Genomic DNA, 19,587 nt, shown 5'->3' on the forward strand with positions numbered 1-19,587 from the left:
ATAAATAATTTTAATTCGCAAGCAAAATACTAAAAATGTGATTTATTGGTAAATTCTTTTTAAAATTTCAACTATTTTTTCTTTGAGGAGTGGTTTTGAAATGAAATCAGTAAATCCAGCAGCTATAAAATTATCGCGTGCTCCTGGCTGCATATAGGCTGTTGATGCAATCATAGGTATATTTTTATAACCTGGTATTTTCTGTATTATTCTAAGTGCATCAAGTCCATTATATTCACCTTGAAGATTTATATCAATTATCAAAAAATCGAATCTTTTTGTTTTAAGCAGTGGCAATGCAGCTTCTAAACTTGGAGCAACCTCTATACTTTTTAATTCTTTCATCTGACTTTTAAACAAAATCTGAGAATCTATCTGGTCTTCTAAATACAAACATGAAAGCTGGGATAAATCTAATTCTTTTTGTGGTTTTTCTCTTTGTTTTTCAATTTTCTCTGAGGTCTGAACAACTGTTCTTGTTTCAGTTATTATAGATTTTCCTAAATCAATGCTTATATCTTCTTTCAAAATAAATTTTTTAGGGAATATTAATGCAAATTCAGATTCACTTTCCTCTTTTTTAATAGTTTCAATATTTACTGATAAGAGGTCAATTAATTTTTTAGCAAGTCTAATTGAAAATCTCGAAAAACCATAATTTTTTCTGCTTGCTGTTTCTTCTTCCGAGAATACATCTTGCATTCCTTTCAAAAGTAAAGGTGTAATAGAATTCTGGGTATCTTTTATTGCGACCGATAAGTTCTCACTATCCTTTTCATAAAATGAGACAAATAATTTTGTTTCTTTTGTTATACTTAACGCAAATTTTATAATAAGATTTATTAATGTTATAAATTTCTGTTTATCGCTTTCCAGTTTTGCTTGAAAATTTATATTTTCAAAAATAATCTCCTTCTTAATTGACCTTGCTTCTTTTATTAAACTTCTTTTTATCTCTTCAATAGCATCTTCTAAAATTATTTGTTCGGGTTTAATTTTAACTTCTTTCTGTAGTAAGGTAGAATATTCAATTGCATTATCCATAATTTGCATTAAAATATTTTGGTTATCTTTAATTATTTCAATAGATTCTTTTTGTTCATTTGAAGGTGATTCTATACTTTCCCATAGTTCCTGTGTAAAACCAATTATTACATTTAATGGTGTTAATATTTCATGAAACATGCTTGAAAGAAAAGCAGAATCAATACTCGAGATTACTTCACTAAATTGTCTCTGTTCTTGCTCCTCTCGTTGCTCCTCGACTAATTTTATAATAATTATATAACTTTCTATCTCACTCTGATAATTTTTAATAGGTGTGGCAATCAAATTAGCTTTTCTAAAATCTCCAGATTGTTTTTTTAATTTTACTTCAATTGATACTGGTTTTAAAATTCCTGAATGGAAAATTGTCTTATTTACTTTTGCTCTATCTTCATCAGATACAAGACTAATCAATGGTCTTGATTCCAATTCCTTTTTAGAATAACCAATTTTTTTAGGGACATTATCATTAATATCTACAATAAAACCATCTCTATCAGTATGAATAACTAAATCACTTGTGTTTTCATAAATACTTTGAAAAAGCTGAATCTTTTTCTTTTCTTCAAATTCTTTTGTAATATCTCTAATAATATTTAGGTGAGCTTTTTTATTTTTATAATCAATTGGTATTCGATTAATATTAATCAACAATGAAGTTCCATCACTTCTTTTATGCCGCCATGGACCTGTTAAAGAAAAAGAGGATTTACTATCACTACTTTGTATCAAAGTCTGGATATCTTCTGGAGCAAATAAATCAGTTAAATCCATATTTAAAAATTCATTTCGCTTATAACCATACAATTTTAGTGCGGAATCATTAACCTCAAGAAATTTTAAATTCTCTATATCATATACATACATTGGTTCAGAAATATTCTGCATTAATAAATTCACCACATTTACTTGTTGTGAAGGATAAATTTCTTCTGCTTCTTTCTTTGAAAATAATATTATTGTGCCTATGAATACACCTTCATCGAAAAGTTTTTGAGCAGTCACATCTACATCAAATTTGCTCTCATCATCAAATTTATAATGAAACTTTAAAACTTCTTTTTGCTGTGAATTAGAAATGTAATTATGAATTTGTTCAGTAAAATCTTTAGGGAATATTTTTGATAAAGTTTTATTCAAAATATCTGACTTAAATTCAAAGAATGATGATAAAATATCACTATAAGCAGTAATGCTGTTTTCTATGTTCAAGAATAATGCAGGTAAAGGGAGATTTTTGATTAATACATCACCAATAAGATTTTCTGAGGATTTACTTTTATCTTCAATTTCTTGTGAAAATCCTATGATTGCAACAACTTTATTATCTAAGTCGCAAATTGGGAATTGAACTATATTTATATTCCTTGTTGCTTGGCTAGTAATTGGAGTACTTCCTTCAATGATTACAGCGTTAGAAGAATTAATAATATAATTATTAATGTTATTGTAAAGAGGGACTAAATATTTAGGCAGATAATCTTCTTCTCTCTTATTTTCAAGCTGTGAAGATGTAAAACCAAGAGAAGAGGCATATTTTTCATTAATTAAAATAAATTTACCTGAAGCATCCTTCAACCAGAAATACTCGTCAATTTCATTTATTTCTTTCTGAATTTTTGCTTTCTCAATAAAAGTAAAAGGAAATGTTAATTTAATTCTGTTTATTATGGAATGTATTTTCTTATTACTGCAAATCTTTTCAATTTCGGAAGTTGCAATAAAAAACTTATCAATATTTTGTTTCTGTTCTGCTTGTTCTTTTTCTAAGATATCAATATAAAAATAGATATTACTTTCGCTTCTTAGAGGCGAAAATATAAACTCATAAATATTTGTTTTACCACCTGATTTTATTTCAACAAAATCTCTCCCTATAATTTCATACTTGCGAGCATCTAAAAATATTCTCTGAAGTGAAATAACAGTTTCTTCATCAAATAATTCAAAAAAATTTTTTTGTGGAGCAGCTTCTGGAATAATTTTCTTTATTGCCGGATTCAAGGCAATTATCTTGCCATTTTTATCTATTATCATATTTAAAAGTTCATTCTGAACTTTTGAAGACGTTTTACTATGTTTTAATTCTTCCATTCTTAAATCAATCAAGGTATTGTAATAAATATTGTATTTGAATATGGGGTATAAATTCTACTTGCTAACTTCTGCCGAACTCTGTAATAATAAGTCTTACCGGATTGAACATTTACATCATTAAATGAAGTTGCATCAGAATCAATTGTACTTATTTCAGTAAATTTCCCATCGGTTCCTGTTTTTCTTTCGATTATTGTGCCTTTGGTTATCTGCAATTTATCATTATTTGTCCATTGTAATACCACGCCAGATGAGTAGTAACCTAAAAGATTTGTAGGACCATCGACATCTGTGTAGAATGTTGAAATTGATGCTTCATTAGAGTATCCGCTAATTGAATTTGATGTGAAATAAGCTACTCTGTATTTATATGCAGTACTTGGTTGAACATTGCTGTCTTCATATTCTGTTTGATTAGGTGCAGTAATATCAATTACTTCCCAGTTATTAGTATAAGGATTAGTTCTTTCAATTTTAAATCCAAGTTCATTTACTGCAAAATCGTTCCATTTAAGAATTATTAAACTGGCACCAATTGCTTCTGCCTGTAGATTCCACTGTCCTCCAGGTAAGCTTGAGGTTCCAACTTCATTACTAAAATCTGAAGGACCTGAATCATTATAAGCTCTAACTTTATAAAAGTAATCCACAAAAGGAGAAATTCCATCATCAATTGTGCTTATTGTATTTGCAGGGAGATTTTTAATTTTTCGGTAAGTTCCCCCACCGCCATCTTTACGCCATATTTCAAAACCTTTTTCATTATTTGAATTATCATTCCACAATAGAGTAACAGAATAATCACTAGTTTTTTTAATAATCAAATTAGAAGGAGCAGCAGGAGGCTTATCTTTAACATAAATATTTTCCTGAACTTTGCTTTCTTTAGCTTTCCCGGCTTTATTATATACTTTTATAAAATATTTAATTGTGCTTCCCAATAATGTAGAATCTATTTCAAGATAAATTTTAGGATTAGTTCCATCATCATTTTGCAAATATTTTTTTGTGAATTTATTATTAATATATACTTCATAAAAAGATAAACCTTGTCCTCCTGTTCCATCTACAGCTTTATATTCAACTTCATTTTTACCAATCATTACCGAATCACCTGTAACAGGTTTTATAATTTCTATTGTTGGGGCAACACTTTGTGTTGAATCTGTTAGAGGCTCAACACAACTTATTAATATTATTATTACAATAAAAGTAAAAATATTTTTCTTAATAATTCTTTTGTGGTTAATATTTTTAACAAAATTAATCATAGTATTTTATTGTTAACTGGAAAAATTTTCTTTTAACATTTAATCTACATTTTCAAAATCTATTAGTAAAGAACGAGTTTCGTGAGGGTCCATTTTATCAAGATAAAAATTAATAATTTGTCCATTTCTACTAATTTCATATTTAGGAATAGGCGTATTAATAATATCTGTAGAAACATCTATATTTTTTACTTTTTTATTAAGATTGACTTGAACAACAAGATTTTCGGCTTTTAAATCACTTGGATTTGTAAACTCAACAGAAATTCTTCTTTTACTTCTTGTTTCATAACGAATTTCGATCTGCTGACGTTTTTTCCACCAAGCTTGAAGTTCAGAAAGAGTTGTTATCCAAATCTTTTTACTTTTTGCATATCTTAAAATATCTCTCACAACAGAAATATAATCCGGTTGTAATTGATATTCTGTATGAACCTTAAAAACATATAATCCTCCTTCAAACAGAATTCTATCAACATCTTCTTCATAAGTATATCTTTGGTAATCTACATTTGTAAGGCCATATTTTTTTACTATTTCATAATCATCTCTTGCTGTTTTAGTAATTATCATAATTTGTTTATTATTTCTAACTCTCAATTCTGGAACCGACCTATCTGTAAGCGAATCTGTAACAAGAAACTCAATATTAAAAGTTGACATTGCTTGAAGTGTATTATCATTATAATATCCGTATAATGGCATAATAGCTTTTACTTCTTTACCTGAAATTTTTTGCAAAGTATCCTTAGCAATTTTCAAATTAAGAAATTGAGTTTCCTTATTAAAAAGTTCATTCACGGTATCTTCTGGAGATTCTATATAACCGATGTCAACAACAGCACCTATATCGCCAAGTTTCGCTAATGACTTTATTAGATTAGAATTTTTTGCAGCTGAAATAGGATCAATAAAAAAAGTTGCAGGATATTGTTTAAAGTCAATTATATTTTTTAAAAGATTAACATTACTAATATTCTGATTCAAGGTTGGAATAAAAATTAGAGCAGCATTATAATCCAATGGCCAATCTTTAACATAAGCTGTTGGTTGATATGTAAGCCAGTTCAATGAATTATTAAATAATTTTTCAAAATAAACAAAATCTTTTTGAACACCCAAAACTGAATTCAACTCAAATCCATACCATACAAATCTTCCGTTGCCATAAGTGCCATAAGCAATTCCTGCACTTTTTTGAATTTCTTCTCGCACCAATCCTGCTTCTCTTCTGAAATCATACCAGAAACTTACCTGTGTTGTTCGGGGTTCGAGAACTTCAGCATAAATTGGTCTATCCCAGGTTGCAATCTTAAGAGCATAACCTGTAGGAATTCCAGCAGTAATAGGTAAATTTCCTCTTAATGTATGAACTTTATAAGTTTCTTCAGGTTTTATTTCTTTATTAAACTTAAGACCAAAAACTTCTGTAAAAAAATCCCAGCCACGCCATTTACCTTCATCGGAATAAGTTGCTGGTCCACCTGTTACAAATAAACTTCCACCATTTTCTAAATATTTTTTCAATTGAACAAGTTGTTTATCGCTTAAAGATTTGGCTCCTGGTAGAACAATTAATTTGTAATCAAAATGTTCACCTAACTCAATAACCTGATCAGAAATAATATCATAATTCATCTTAGAATTTTTAATAAATCTTTTCCATGTATCAATATTATCTTTAAGCCAAGTACTGCCGGCAGGTAGCATATTTTCAGTGTATTGAGAATAGAGAATTGCAACTTTCTTAGTTTTTAAATCACCTTTAATTAACTTTAAGTTTTCTTTGGTAGGCAATATTTCTTTTAGTTCATAACTTCCATAAATATTTTTTACTATAAGCAAAAAAACAAGAATTCCTGTGATAAGAAGAACCAGACCACTTAAAAATATTATCAAATAATTAACTCTAAGACCTCTGTTTTCAATTACCGCCACCTAAGATTGTCCTCTTGTTTTTTCTCTTGTTTTGCAGGTTCTTCATAACCTTCGCTTGTATACCTGACAAATTTTCTTTTAGGAGTAAAGCGTTCAGCAATTGAACCGGAAATTTGTTCATCCGTTCTTCGTGGAAATTCTTCTGCTTGAAATTGACGTGGTCCTGCTCCAACAAAAGTTGGTCTTAATTCAGGACCTTTAGATTCTTCTTGTTCATAAGGAGAAGGTCTCTGGTATTCGTAACCATATTCTTGTTGTGGTTGAACAACTTCATATGTTCTTCTTCCGGGTGCTGCTGCTCTTTGTTCTGCGCCTAATGGAGCTGGAGTAATTAATTCTGCAGGTATAGCAGCTGGTTGAGGAGCTTGAGCTGCGATTCCTTTTCTCTCTCTGACTTTATATAAAATATAAGCACCTACTGCCAGGATAAATGTCGACACTGTGGCTACGAGTATTATTAACGATAATATTGGAATTAATTCCATTTTCTACCTCATAAAATTTACTTAAATGCCTTGATACCTTGTGTTGATTCTAAAGCAGGGGTTCCAATTCTTTCTAGTTTTCCCCATGTCATTCTTATTCCGATAAATTCTTCAATTGTTGCCATTGCTTTTGTTACATCTATCAGTAAAATAAAAAATATTCTATAAATAATCGCAAATGGTACAAGACGAAATTCTTCTCTTTCTGCTGCTACACAATAAACTGCAGACATTAAATCGAGAACTGCTATACCAACCCACCATAAGAACAAAGTTATATGAATTCCATAAAGCAATGCTATGATTATAAAGTAAAGATTAACAAAGATATTCATCGCTGGCCATATTAAAGCTTCGTAGAACATTGACCACAATATAAAACTATTACTGAAGTTTAATGTGGGATTATACAAATATCTTTTGTGTTTTCTAATTGCTTGCAAAATTCCACGAGTCCAGCGATATCTTTGTTTTAAAAGTTGATAAATTGTTGCAGGTGCTTCTGTATAAGCAATTGCATTAGGTTCATAAATAATTTTCCAGCCTTTTGCCAAAATTTTAAGTGTAATATCTGCATCTTCTGCATATGTATCACTTGAATAAAATCCTGCATCTCGTAATGTTGACTTACGAAAAACACCAATTGGGCCTGGAATTATATTCACCATTTGTAAAAATCCCTGAGCACTTCGAGCTAAGTTTAATCCTTCTAAATATTCAAGGGCTTGTAAATCCGTTAAAATTTTTTTTCTATTTTGAACTTTTACATTTCCAGCAACTGCTCCAACTGTTGGGTCAACAAAATGTCTCATAGCAGCTCGTAAAGTATCGGGTGTTAATTGAGAATCTCCATCCATGCATAAAACAAACTGTGCTTCGGAATATTGAATCCCTGCATTTAATGCTTTAGCTTTGCCGCCATTTTGTTTATTAATTAAAGAAATTTTGACTAGACTTTTTCTTCCTTTATGATAACCTACAAGTGATTCTCCAATTTCTGCTGTATCATCAGTCGAACCATCATTAACTATAATAATTTCATAATTGGGATAATCAAGATTCAGAAGTGATTCAATAGAATTTTTTAATATTTTTCCTTCATTATAAACAGGTACAATAATCGAAACAAAAGGATAATAACCCGGTTTGCTTTGAACTGTGTATCTTGTATTATAAAAATATGCCATAAATAAAATTCCAAAGTATCTAAATAAAAGCACAAATAAGAAAATAACCAGAGAAACTATGGACGAATAAACAAACAATCCGCTCCAGGTCAAAATAGTAAGAGGCATGGTTATAATAATGGTTATAATCAACAATAATGATAAAAATCCAGATACAATTATTGTTCGTAATTTTTCCTTAGCTTCATTTCTTCTGGGGGGTTTTAGCTCACGATTGTCTAATGCTATTTGGTATTTCAATAAATCTTTATTCATATTAAGTCTATTATTAGCAGAAATTTATAAACAAAACAAATGCCAGAAAAAAAATTTGTTTTTAATCAATTTTCGAATAAAAATATTTCCATTCCATCTCAACTAAATACACTTTCTTCTTCCTTGGCTCAGATTCATACAATTTGCAGGTGAATATAATTTATTATTTAAACTATTGCAAGAAAATAAGTTATTAGAAGAACTTAAAAGATTGGTATAAGTAGAGGAAATTAACTTGCAATTTCATAAAGGAAAAAATTAAAAATTATTTTTCTTTATTGTATGAATCAATTATCGCATCAAAGAGAAGCTGAGCTACTCGTTTACCTCCTAACTGTGTAAAGTGAGAATAATCTTTTAATGCCATAGGAGGATTAGAATTGACCCATTCATTCATTGAATTTTGCCCGCCCATAGCTTCCCATAAATTCCAGAAAGCAATTTTTGATTTTTCAACAATTCTTTTTTGTGCTGAAAGTAATAGCGATACATCAGGATTTGTTACAAACTTATTTCCGATTTTCATTGTTTTATCACCTACACCAACAAGTATTATACCTGCATTTGGAAAACATTTTTTTAGATATTCTATAACTGTTATCATTTTGTTTTCGTAGTAATTAAATATTTCTTTATTAGGTGCATTTACATTTGCCCCATATGTTAAAATAATTAATGAATAATCAGAATACTTTTGAAAATCTTTTAATACATTTTCAGAAATATTCAACAATGAAACTCCTGAATTACCTGGCATTGGGAAATTATCTACATAAACACCATTTCCACTTTCCAAACTAATTCCAAAAATATACGGAGCTTTGCCAGACAAAAATTTCATCTCAAATGATTTACCTGCAACATTCAAATCTATTTTTAGTTCTTTGAGTGTGTTTCCATCATCCAAGGTAATTTCAACAGCTTTGCCATTATTTACTTTGTATTGTATTACAGAATTTTTTGCATTACTATAATAAATTTTCACAGTATTGAAACTGCTTGTTGATTTTAGATTATCTGTTGTTTCATATTTAATCCAGCTGTTTATCTTAGGAATAGCAACTGCTCCGCTTATCCCCAGAGGTAAATTATCAGGATTTCTTGTTATTATTGAAGCATACGTCCAGTCGTCAGAATAAGAATGATTGATACTCGTTTTCATCTTAACATCATTTGAGATGATTGACAAAAAGCCAATTCCTTTGCCTCCAAATTTTTCCTGGAAATATTCTCTCAAATATTCTGTAATAATATCTCCCTGTATTAATGAATCTCCATAATGAGCAATTCTAATAATCTGATTTTTAGAATTCTTTAATGAATTAAAAAAATTTTTTAGTTGTTCTAAATTCCCGCTAAGTGGAACAAACTTTCCTAATGTTTTCTGTGATGACACAAATGTATTATCATTAATTTCTTTGACATAAAATAATTTGAAATTCGATTTATCAACAGCATAAATATTCAGTGACCATAAAAGAATAATTATACTAATAAATAATTTATTGAACATACAACCCCTTTTGTCAATAAGAAATTTTGGGAAATAAATTAAAAAATATTCCAGTATAATGAAAAAGATGTTGAAAATGATTGATATACAGAATCAAAACGATAACTATTAGAAAATCCTACTCTTCCATTTACATTCAAAGATTTAATGGGACTATAACTTGCATTAATAAAATATTCACTGACAAAAAAGTCGATTGCTGGAACATACCCAATTTTTCCAAATAAATATAATTTCAATCCATTTTTATGAGTCCATTTATATTCACCCCAGAGACTATGTGAAATAAAATTCTGAGGTGAATAATAATTAGAAGAGACATAAGCGAAATCAGCAAAATAATACTCATAACCAATAATACTATTTTCAAAAAATCTTCTTCCTATTCTGAAAAGAAAATCATTCCCTTCGTTTTTATCTGATATATTGTAATAATTGTAATTAATTATAAATTGCAGTTGATTATTATGCAGATAATAACCATTTATTCTGTACAGTTCAGCTTTCAATCTAATATCCATCAAATAAGGTGAATACAAAATTAATCTTGCATCATTATTTTCATAATATCCGCTCACTAATAATTCATCCTGTTTTTCATATTTAATTATGGCATTCCCAATTTTTTTGTTTTGCTCTCCAAGTATGTTTAAAATTCCATAGCTTATAGATGCAGTTAAATTTTTTATTATAAACAATGATAAAATTCCTTTCAATTCAGTAAAATCTCTTGTTTCAATTTTATTGTTAATTCTTACATTATTATAAGAACCACCAAGACTTATAAATCCAACAAAGCCGCCATCTAAATTCAAACCATGGCCCCATAATCTAAAGCTTTGATTATCTCCATAAAAATTAAAAAATGGTGAAATACCTACATTTGTTGGAAGAAAAATATTTTTAATTACATAAACTCCTTTCTTAAAACCATATGGAGGAATCCAGCTCAAACGTTGTTTAATAATTTTAATGTCTGAAGAATCTTTTGCAACATCAAGTAAATCATCATAAATATCTTCAGCTTTTCCCCATCTATTTTGCATAGCAAATGCATCCGCAAGATATAATCTTTGCTGATTTATTTTTTTTATCATCTCTATATCATCTGTTTTTTCCAATAATTCATCGAATATCTTTTCTGCTCTGTCCAATTGTTTTGTCCTTATATAAGAACTGCCTAATGTTATAAGTTTTTCATGAAGAAGATTTAATTCTTCAGGCGTTTTCAAACTATCTTTTAGTGATTGATAAATTGAATCTGCTTTGGCTGGAAGACCAATTATACTAAAAGTATTTGCTAAATCCATTTTTGATTCAATATCTATGGAATCATTTCTGCTTAATTTCTCTAATTCTTCTACTGCTTTCAAACTATCTTTATTAAGATAAATAACATTTACACGTTGAAGAGCAATTTTAAAATCAAATTCATCTGAAAGCAATTTATCATAAATCTCAATTGTTTTCGAATAATCTTCTGCACATGTTAGAATATTTGCATACTCAATTAATTCATCTCTGGATGGGCCGGTTCTTTTTGAAAAATATTCTTCATATTTAATTCTTGCATCATTACAATTTCCTTCCATAAAAAGCTTTTCAGCTTCTGCACGAATTTCAAATACTTTAATTTCCTCATAAGCAGATAAATGAAGTTCATAATTACTTTCTGAACTAACTACTTCTGGATTACTTGGGTCTATTTTTTTTGCAATATCAAGATACTTTTTTGCTTCAGGAAAATTCTTTTTCCACGAATACAAAGAAACAAGTGATAGATAAGCAGGCAATTCTTCTGGTCTATACTTAATTACATTCAGTAAATATTTTTCTGCAAGGTCCAAATCAAGAACTGTCCACACAGCAATTTGAGCTCTTAATAATTGATAATCCAAATTTTCTGGGTCAAGTTCTAAAAGTTTATTTATTTGAGCGATAGCTTTTTCCCATTCATAGTTCCATGCACAATATTTTGCATATAAGAAACGAACATCAAGATCTTCATTTTCAGGTTTGTCTTTAAGATATTCAGTTAATATTTCGATTGCATTATCATAATAAAGAAGATTTGCATAAGTTTCTGCAAGTTTAACAACAATTTCTTTGTTCTCAGGATTTTCTTTTAGCATTCCTGTATAAAGTTCAACATTCGAGTTAAATGTACTGTCGCGATATGAAGTTACTTTTTGATAGAGTGATTTAAATTCTTCATCATCAGAATATTTATTTTGAAGATATTGGAGTTGCTGGAAAGCTTCTTCATAACGATTGGCAGCAATCAATTCTTTTATTAAAGCAAATCTAATTTTATCATTGTTTGGATTTTGTTTTAATTCTCTGTAATATCTATCTATTGGATAAACATATTCAAATGACCTCGGTTGATATTGAAGCAAATATGCCTGATTACGTGTTATGTCCAATCCATCCTGAGCTTCTTTAAAATATGGTTTTATTTCGAGTGCTTTTTGAAAAGCATTTTCTGCAATTTTATACTTCCCTAACCAAAGTGTAAAGTAACCATATCGGCTCCATAATCTCCAGTCGTCTGGATACCGCTCTACATATTTTTTTAAGATTTTTTCACCTTTTGAAATTGAGCCGGTTTTTGCAAGAATTTCTGTATATCTGATTATTTCATCAGGCGAGGCATTATCATCTCTTTTCAAATATTCATCGTACCATTGTTCAGCATTATCCCATTCCTCAAGCCATCTATATGCTTTACCAATTTCAAGATAGTTGAATGGATTCTTCGGGTCTATTGCAATGTCTCTTTTGTGTCCTTCAATTTTTTGATAAAGTTGTTGATGCCATATTACTATAACTCGATTTAGATCTTTTTTTATTTGTTCATTTTTGGGGTCAAGTCTTTCTGCTCTTCTTAAATCAAGAACAGCATATTGATACTGAATTGTTTTTTCATAACAAAGACCTCGCAGATGATAACCTTCGGCAAGTTGTGGATTTGCAGAAATGAATTTATTCAATTGGTCAATTGCTTCTCCATATCTTCCTTCGTTCATTAAAAATAAAGCTTGACGCTTAATACCATCAAATTTTATTTGAGGATATAAAATTGATGAGAAAAAGAATAGAACTGTAAAAAATATTTTAACACGGTAAATCATTACCCTATAAATTTATTTAGCGGCTGGTAAGCATGTGTTGAAGAAGTCTCAGCTGATAAAACATATTCCATCATCGATTCTGCATTTTCAAATCTTTCATCAATTGTTGTATTAAATATTGTGATATAATCAAGAACAGCATTTAAATAAGTCGGATCGCTGCTTGGCAAGTTATTTTGAACATTTGTAATTAAATCAACTACGCTTTTTAAGCTTCCTCTTACTAATAACACAAGGACTTTATTTTCTATAACACAAATTTTATCTCTCTTACTTGTTGATAATCTAATAGCATTTTGTAATTGATTAATAGACAGTAATCCTCTTACCTGAACAACAGGATCTAATCTAAAGGATACAAGATTAAATGTTTGTCCAGTACTTTTATAAAGAGCAATTTGATTATTAAGAATCAATAAGAAATCCTGATAATTATAGACATTAGAAAATGCATAAGGTTCAGATGGGAGGTCAACTTTTGTAGGCGTTGTAAAATTACTGGTTCTTGTTTTCGTATAAATATTATCGTATTCTTCTGTTGGATAAGTTTCTTTTGTAAAATCTGTAGTTACACCTTTATTTGGCACTATTCTATATTCTGCACTGAATTCACCTTCTGTATGGCCAACATTAGGAGTAATTGTTACTATTCCACCATGAAATCTTTCTCTACCTGTTTCTTTTTTGAGCTGGATTAATCCAGTTACAAATTGTGATAATCCTTCTACAATAGAATGAGCTTTTTGAGTAGCCGGTTCACTTATTATAAATAAACTTGTTATATCCCTTTCTTCAATTGATTCAATTGTATGAAGAAATGCATTTCTTAAATAATCCAAATTTCTAAATCCAACGAAAGGAGTTAATTCATCAAAAATAATTCTTGTAGGATTATATTGATTTATTACTGTAAGTATATCATTAAAATATTCTACGAGATAATCATCAGGATTATACATATCATAAATTTCATTTGGTGGAGCTACTCTAACTACTATTATCAAGTTTTGATTCATGTACGATTGAATATCAAAATTAATAGATGCAGCTTGTATCATTAAATCTTTTGGCCGCATGATTGTAAAATATACACATGTCTCACCACTTCTTGCAGTTTCAAGTGCAAACTGCAAACCAATTAATGTTCTGCCGGATTTTCTTGGACCAATTAATAAATAACTTCCTCCTCTGTATACACCACCCCAATTTTTATCAACGAATGAAAATCCAGACGGAACTTTTTTAACAGTACTTAGCATAATGAATCCTAATTTTCTTATTAATAGCCAATTTATATGCCACTAAAAATATTAATTATATTATAAAAATGAACATGCATTGAAATAATTTTTCTTAAAATGAAATTGTTGCTCCATTTTAATACAATCAACAAATCTTAATTTTTCATATTACCAAATACAAATATTGCTGTAGCATTGGCTGTTATTGTTGGTTCATTTGTAATGTAATCGTATCTATCATCTCTATAATATATTTCATCAGTTTGAAATAATAAATATGAATCTTTTTCTTCAAACTGAATTTTAAAATCATTCAATAATTTTTTAGAAACTGGTCCTGCAGCAAATCCACCAGGCAATTTTTTCTTGAAATATGAAATTTGATGATGAAAATTTTTAGTGTAATTTTCACCATAACCAAATATAAAACTTATTCCCCATGGATTTCTTCCCATAATAAAATCTCTCTGATATACACCTAAAGTATCAAAAGTAGAATCTTTAGTTAATCTCTTCCACAATATATTTTGCAGAGTTATGCCAAGCAATGTATTATTGCTTCCCCAATTTAATTGTGTTGCTATTCCAAAAACATTCTTACTTTTAAACTTATTAAATTCATCAAGATTATTTTTTAAAAATGCAAGATAGCTATTATCATATTTTGCAAGTTTATAATGAACTAAAGGATTGATATCTCCCCAGCTCCACCAGAAATTATTTTTTGCTGAATCAGCATAATTAATTGCATCATTGTAATAGTTTTTATTATTCGTAGAAATAAACAATTCAATAGCTGCGAGTGCTAATTTGCCATTGAAATCACTGTCTATATACATACCTGTGCCACTGCTGTCAATATTCGGTACACTATTTCGGATTGAATAAAAATGCTTGGCAGTATTCAAACATTTATCAGCAAATTCATAATACTGAAATTTTTCTTTCCAGATTCTTGATGCAAGAGCTAAGGTTGCAGAATAAATACCAATTAAATTTTTTCCTATTCCTAAAAATGCAGGTCTATCAAAAGTATACTTATCATTTTCTGGCATTCTCCATTCAGATTCATGGTCTTTCAAATCCTGAACTTGAGTGATAAATTTTTTATCTTCATAATTACATCTCAAAAGCCAATCGAGTCCCACTTTAGCTTCTTCCAGAATATCAGGCAAACCATTTTTATCTTTATCGAATCCAAATTTTTGAGAATCGAACTCATAAGAAAACAATAGCATATAGGTAGAAAAAGCTGTAGTGTTCAAAAATTTTATATAATCTCCTGCATCGTGCCAACCGCCTGTTACATCAATATTTTTGTTAATTTGATTTTTCCCATCAATAATGTTTGTAGCATCGGCAATATGACAGACATCATGTAATAACGGATTTGTATAGCCGCATCTTTGAACTTTAAAAAACTCTAACAATGAAGAAGTAATATCATCATAAATATCTTTCCCAATTTTGAACGAATAAGATTTTCTTTTATTGATAAGAATTTCAAATTCGCCTTCTGTTCTTAAATTAGAAAAATCAATTTTATAAGTGTATCTAAAATTGCCATAACCATTTGATAATTCTTGCAGATAAGTTCTGTAAATTACTTTATCAGAATTTATTTCTTTAATAATTGCTTCTTTGTTATCAAGTTTAGTTTTTGAAATAACAACAGCAGTTTTAATGTCATCAGGTAAGAATCCAATTTGATTTAATCGAATATAAAAATCAGTTTCTGCATTAAGTTTATTTGAACAAGTAGGAATTATATCTATCAGAATAATTAATAAAGAAATTATAATTTTTATGCTCATCAAGTTCTTTAATTTTTTTCATTACTAAAATAAATGTTTTATATGAAAGATAGACGGAAATTTAATTTTATAATCTGATAATTATAAAATGAAGATTAATAAATAATAATTTTCATTTGCTAAAAAATTTAGTTAAATGTTGGATTCCACAACATCATTTTTTTCTTTTGCTGTAAAATTTGTACCAAAAACATAATCCCAGGTTGGTTGGCTTACGCCAAAACCTTTAGTTGAATCTTTGTAATGATGTTTCATATGATGATTTTTTATTGCCAACCATAATTTATTATGCATATTGAAATGATGAACTGCATAATGTGTCATATCATAAAATAAATAACCAACTAAGAAACCTGCAAAGAATGGATTAACATTTTTTTCTCCGAGAAGATTAACAAATAAAATAAAAAATAATGCGGCAAGTGGCAGACTCACAGACGGAGGCATCACAAGTCTTTTTGAATCTTTAGGATAATCGTGATGAACACCATGTATAATAAAATGTATTCTTTTACCCCATGCACTTTTGGGTTGATAGTGAAATACAAATCGATGAAGTGTATATTCAGTAAATGTCCAAATAACTATACCAATGATAAACCATTTGGCAAATTCATAAAATGATAATGAATAGATAAAAAAAGTTCTATAAGAGAAATATAAAACTACAGGGACATAAATCCACAATGGCACAGACCAATGAACTCTTGAAAGAGCTTCGAGAATATCATTTTCAAACATACGAACAGTTTCATCTTTATTTGAAATGTAATTTTTTGGCATAATACCCTCCATTATAATTTCATCTAAATAACAATTAAAAATATCATAGAATTCAATTTTGTTGTCATATATAAAAATGAGTTTGATAATAAAAGAAAAGGCTGCGTAAAGTGCACAGCCTTTTCAAAAAATATTCATATCAAATTATATATTATGAAAAATATGTTATATAACATGCATAAAGAGCAAAGCTTATAACACCCAGAAAAAATAATATACTTAAAGAAAAGATAAATTTATTCAAGTTTATCTCCTTTTCTTTATTTCATTAATATCATTTTTTTAGACGCTATAAAATTATTAGCAACAATTTTATATATATAAATTCCACTTGTTACTTGATTACCTGAATTATCTGTTCCATCCCATTTAACGGAGTATTCACCTGTATTTTGATTTTCTGAAATTAGTGTTTTAATTTCTCTTCCAAGTATATCATAAATTTTCAATGTAACAAAAGAGTTATGGGGTAATGTATATTTTATCATTGTAGATGGATTAAATGGGTTGGGATAATTTTGTCCAAGAGAATATTCTCTTATGATATCTATATTTTCACTGACTTCGGTAATAGCCTCAATAATAAATTCACTTTTATATGAATAATCAGATTTCTCCCCATTATTCGTTTTTGATTGAACTCTCCAGTAATATTTCCCAGGTTTAAGTCCTTCAAATGTATAATTTGTTGAATGAATATTTCTTATAATCAACGGATTAGTTAAATTTTCATTTGTAGATAATTCTAAATCAAATTTTAGTGGAGAAGCACTTTGAGCAGGCAGTATCCACGATAAGCATACATTAGAAGAATTTAATTCAGTTCCATAAATTGGATTGGCAGGCAACACTACAACTGGTAAGGCTCCCGGAGAAACAGTGAACTGCGCTACTGATGAATAATTAGAAATGTTCGACGGATTTGAAGCTAATCTAGAACGCACCTGCCAGTAGTATGTTGTACCGGGTGTTAAGCCTGTTAAATTATATTGATTAGTAATAAGCCAACCTGATTGACCACCTAATGGTGCTGATGTATTCACAAGAACACCAGAGCTTAATGTTGGATCTGAAGACCATATTACCTGATACTCTAATTGACTTGAAGAATTAGCTACCCATTGTAATGTAGGACTTTGAGTGTAAACAACAATTGAAGAAGTTGGATAAGTAGGAGTCGGAATTACTGGATAATTACCAGATGTTATTACTGCATTAGCATCAACATCAAATGATTGAGTATACCAGGTTCCGCCACCATTTATTCTAACACGCCACCAGTATGTCGTTCCAGCCGTTAGAGGACTTGTAGTAAATTCATAACCTGAAATCCCTGTTTGATTAATTAATATAGGAGCTGTAAAACCTGCATCATCATCCACCTGCAAATCAAATGTTACATTAGGTATATGTATACTAAGGAACCAATATAGTGTTGGCGTCAGAGTATATACGATTGTACCTGTTGTTGGATATGTCTGATAAACGGGAACATTAGCAATTGAAGCATAATAAATTGCAAAACTTTCTTCTGTACTTGTTGTATATGACGTAAAATTAATATCCTGAGAAACATCAATTACATAATAATAAGTAGTTGCTAAATTGAATCCAGATAAAACAATATAATTATTTAACGTTGGTATACTTGTATTTGTATATGGTCCACCTGATGATGTTCCCCATCTTACTCTGCAATAATTAGGTGCATTATTGTAATTATTATTCAAAGTCCAGTAAATCGTTGGATATATTGTATAAATAATAGTTCCATTAGTTGGATACAGTGGAATTGCAGTTGGTGGCCCTGGTATAATAAATGTCCAAACAGATGAAATACTTACAAGTGTATTATTATTTGTGTATGATTTTACTCTCCAGTAATAAGTTCCTGCAGGTAATGAACTAATTGTAAACTGAAAATTATAATCTGTTTGAGTACTTAACGGAGTTGGGAAACCAGAAACCGGGCTTGAAAAATTAGGATTATCATCAACTTCAACTGAATATTTTAATCCTTGATATGGTGCCAACCATTCAAATTTTATAACATTACCATTTATAATTGTAGCATCTATAGGACTCTGTAAAATAGGTTTCCCTTGTGGTATTGTGCTGAATTTTGCTACACCTACAGACTGTTGCAATCCTAATGTAGCTGTTATTCTCCAATAATAAATTGTTCCATTATCCAATGCATCAATGTCACTTAGATTGAAGGGAGAAGTTACTGTTTGTGGTCCAAATACAATATTTGTAAATGCTAAGTCTGTAGCAATTTCAATAGTAAATGTTGGAGTACCGACACCTGACCAGTTCCATGTAAAAGTTGGTGTTATTGAAATTCCTGATGAATTATTCGCCGGAGCTAATAATGCAGGATTAGGCATAGTAATGGTTGTAAATGAATAATAATTTGGAGGAGTTGCTGGTTCGATTACATTTGAACCATCTACATCATAAATTCTCCAGTAATATGTAGTGTTATAATCTAAACTTGGCTGCCCCAATAACGAATTTATTAAATCTACTGCATTAAATGTATAACTTGTATTCCCATTTGATAGGTTAACATCTAAAACTAAATCTCCAGGATTAAATACATTCGTTGTTGACACTTGTAAATGGGTTGTTGGTGGAACAGTTACAGAATTAAAAGAAAAATTTGGTGTAACTGATATCCCCGTTGAACTATTAACTGGACTTTCTGCAAATATCAATAAGGTATTTGTAATAAAATATATAACTAATACAATTTTTTTCATTTGCCACCCTCATAATTAAATTTACATTATTGGGGTATCAAAACTTGATACCCCTTT

General features: G+C 29.3%; 11 protein-coding genes. All 11 read right to left on the reverse strand.

The window, feature by feature from the left end:
- Positions 1-42 precede the first annotated feature (42 nt).
- Positions 43-3,141 (reverse strand): PAS domain S-box protein, encoded by a 3,099-nt coding sequence (locus VJY32_RS01725; protein WP_353676149.1) that lies wholly within the window; start codon positions 3,139-3,141, stop codon positions 43-45.
- An 11-nt stretch (positions 3,142-3,152) separates the two neighbouring features.
- Positions 3,153-4,415 carry a fibronectin type III domain-containing protein gene (locus VJY32_RS01730; protein ID WP_353676150.1) on the reverse strand — a complete coding sequence of 421 codons (1,263 nt, stop codon included), beginning with the start codon at positions 4,413-4,415 and terminating at the stop codon, positions 3,153-3,155.
- Between the two features lie 39 nt (positions 4,416-4,454).
- On the reverse strand, positions 4,455-6,353 hold the full coding sequence (locus VJY32_RS01735) for a hypothetical protein (protein WP_353676151.1): 1,899 nt from the start codon (positions 6,351-6,353) through the stop codon (positions 4,455-4,457).
- Complete coding sequence (locus tag VJY32_RS01740) at positions 6,344-6,838, reverse strand: hypothetical protein (protein ID WP_353676152.1); 495 nt, start codon at positions 6,836-6,838, stop codon at positions 6,344-6,346. The genes VJY32_RS01735 and VJY32_RS01740 overlap by 10 nt, the downstream gene beginning before the upstream one ends.
- Positions 6,839-6,855: 17 nt before the next feature.
- Positions 6,856-8,280 (reverse strand): glycosyltransferase family 2 protein, encoded by a 1,425-nt coding sequence (locus tag VJY32_RS01745; protein ID WP_353676153.1) that lies wholly within the window; start codon positions 8,278-8,280, stop codon positions 6,856-6,858.
- Between the two features lie 265 nt (positions 8,281-8,545).
- Positions 8,546-9,793, reverse strand: coding sequence for an SGNH/GDSL hydrolase family protein (locus VJY32_RS01750; RefSeq protein ID WP_353676154.1), 1,248 nt, complete (start codon positions 9,791-9,793; stop codon positions 8,546-8,548).
- Positions 9,794-9,831: 38 nt separating this feature from the next.
- A complete protein-coding gene (locus VJY32_RS01755) occupies positions 9,832-12,927 on the reverse strand; it encodes a tetratricopeptide repeat protein (protein WP_353676155.1) in 3,096 nt (1,031 codons plus the stop codon).
- Positions 12,927-14,186 carry an RAD55 family ATPase gene (locus VJY32_RS01760; protein ID WP_353676156.1) on the reverse strand — a complete coding sequence of 420 codons (1,260 nt, stop codon included), beginning with the start codon at positions 14,184-14,186 and terminating at the stop codon, positions 12,927-12,929. Before VJY32_RS01760 ends, VJY32_RS01755 begins: the two co-directional genes overlap by 1 nt.
- A gap of 137 nt (positions 14,187-14,323) precedes the next feature.
- Positions 14,324-15,982 carry a glycoside hydrolase family 9 protein gene (locus VJY32_RS01765; protein ID WP_353676157.1) on the reverse strand — a complete coding sequence of 553 codons (1,659 nt, stop codon included), beginning with the start codon at positions 15,980-15,982 and terminating at the stop codon, positions 14,324-14,326.
- A gap of 132 nt (positions 15,983-16,114) precedes the next feature.
- Positions 16,115-16,765, reverse strand: a complete 651-nt coding sequence (locus VJY32_RS01770) for a sterol desaturase family protein (protein ID WP_353676158.1) — start codon at positions 16,763-16,765, stop codon at positions 16,115-16,117.
- A gap of 260 nt (positions 16,766-17,025) precedes the next feature.
- Positions 17,026-19,530 carry a FlgD immunoglobulin-like domain containing protein gene (locus VJY32_RS01775; RefSeq protein WP_353676159.1) on the reverse strand — a complete coding sequence of 835 codons (2,505 nt, stop codon included), beginning with the start codon at positions 19,528-19,530 and terminating at the stop codon, positions 17,026-17,028.
- Positions 19,531-19,587 lie beyond the last annotated feature (57 nt).

The sequence above is a fragment of the Rosettibacter primus genome (assembly GCF_036860675.1).
In the GTDB taxonomy this organism is placed as follows: Bacteria; Bacteroidota; Ignavibacteria; order Ignavibacteriales; family Melioribacteraceae; genus Rosettibacter; species Rosettibacter primus.

Bases quoted from the DNA above. Each gene is read 5' to 3' on its own strand.
- VJY32_RS01775 (WP_353676159.1), bottom strand. From the start codon at position 19,530: ATGAAAAAAATTGTATTAGTTATATATTTTATTACAAATACCTTATTG.
- VJY32_RS01760 (WP_353676156.1), bottom strand. From the start codon at position 14,186: ATGCTAAGTACTGTTAAAAAAGTTCCGTCTGGATTTTCATTCGTTGAT.
- VJY32_RS01755 (WP_353676155.1), bottom strand. From the start codon at position 12,927: ATGATTTACCGTGTTAAAATATTTTTTACAGTTCTATTCTTTTTCTCA.
- VJY32_RS01770 (WP_353676158.1), bottom strand. From the start codon at position 16,765: ATGCCAAAAAATTACATTTCAAATAAAGATGAAACTGTTCGTATGTTT.
- VJY32_RS01725 (WP_353676149.1), bottom strand. From the start codon at position 3,141: ATGGAAGAATTAAAACATAGTAAAACGTCTTCAAAAGTTCAGAATGAA.
- VJY32_RS01765 (WP_353676157.1), bottom strand. From the start codon at position 15,982: ATGAGCATAAAAATTATAATTTCTTTATTAATTATTCTGATAGATATA.
- VJY32_RS01730 (WP_353676150.1), bottom strand. From the start codon at position 4,415: ATGATTAATTTTGTTAAAAATATTAACCACAAAAGAATTATTAAGAAA.
- VJY32_RS01745 (WP_353676153.1), bottom strand. From the start codon at position 8,280: ATGAATAAAGATTTATTGAAATACCAAATAGCATTAGACAATCGTGAG.
- VJY32_RS01750 (WP_353676154.1), bottom strand. From the start codon at position 9,793: ATGTTCAATAAATTATTTATTAGTATAATTATTCTTTTATGGTCACTG.
- VJY32_RS01740 (WP_353676152.1), bottom strand. From the start codon at position 6,838: ATGGAATTAATTCCAATATTATCGTTAATAATACTCGTAGCCACAGTG.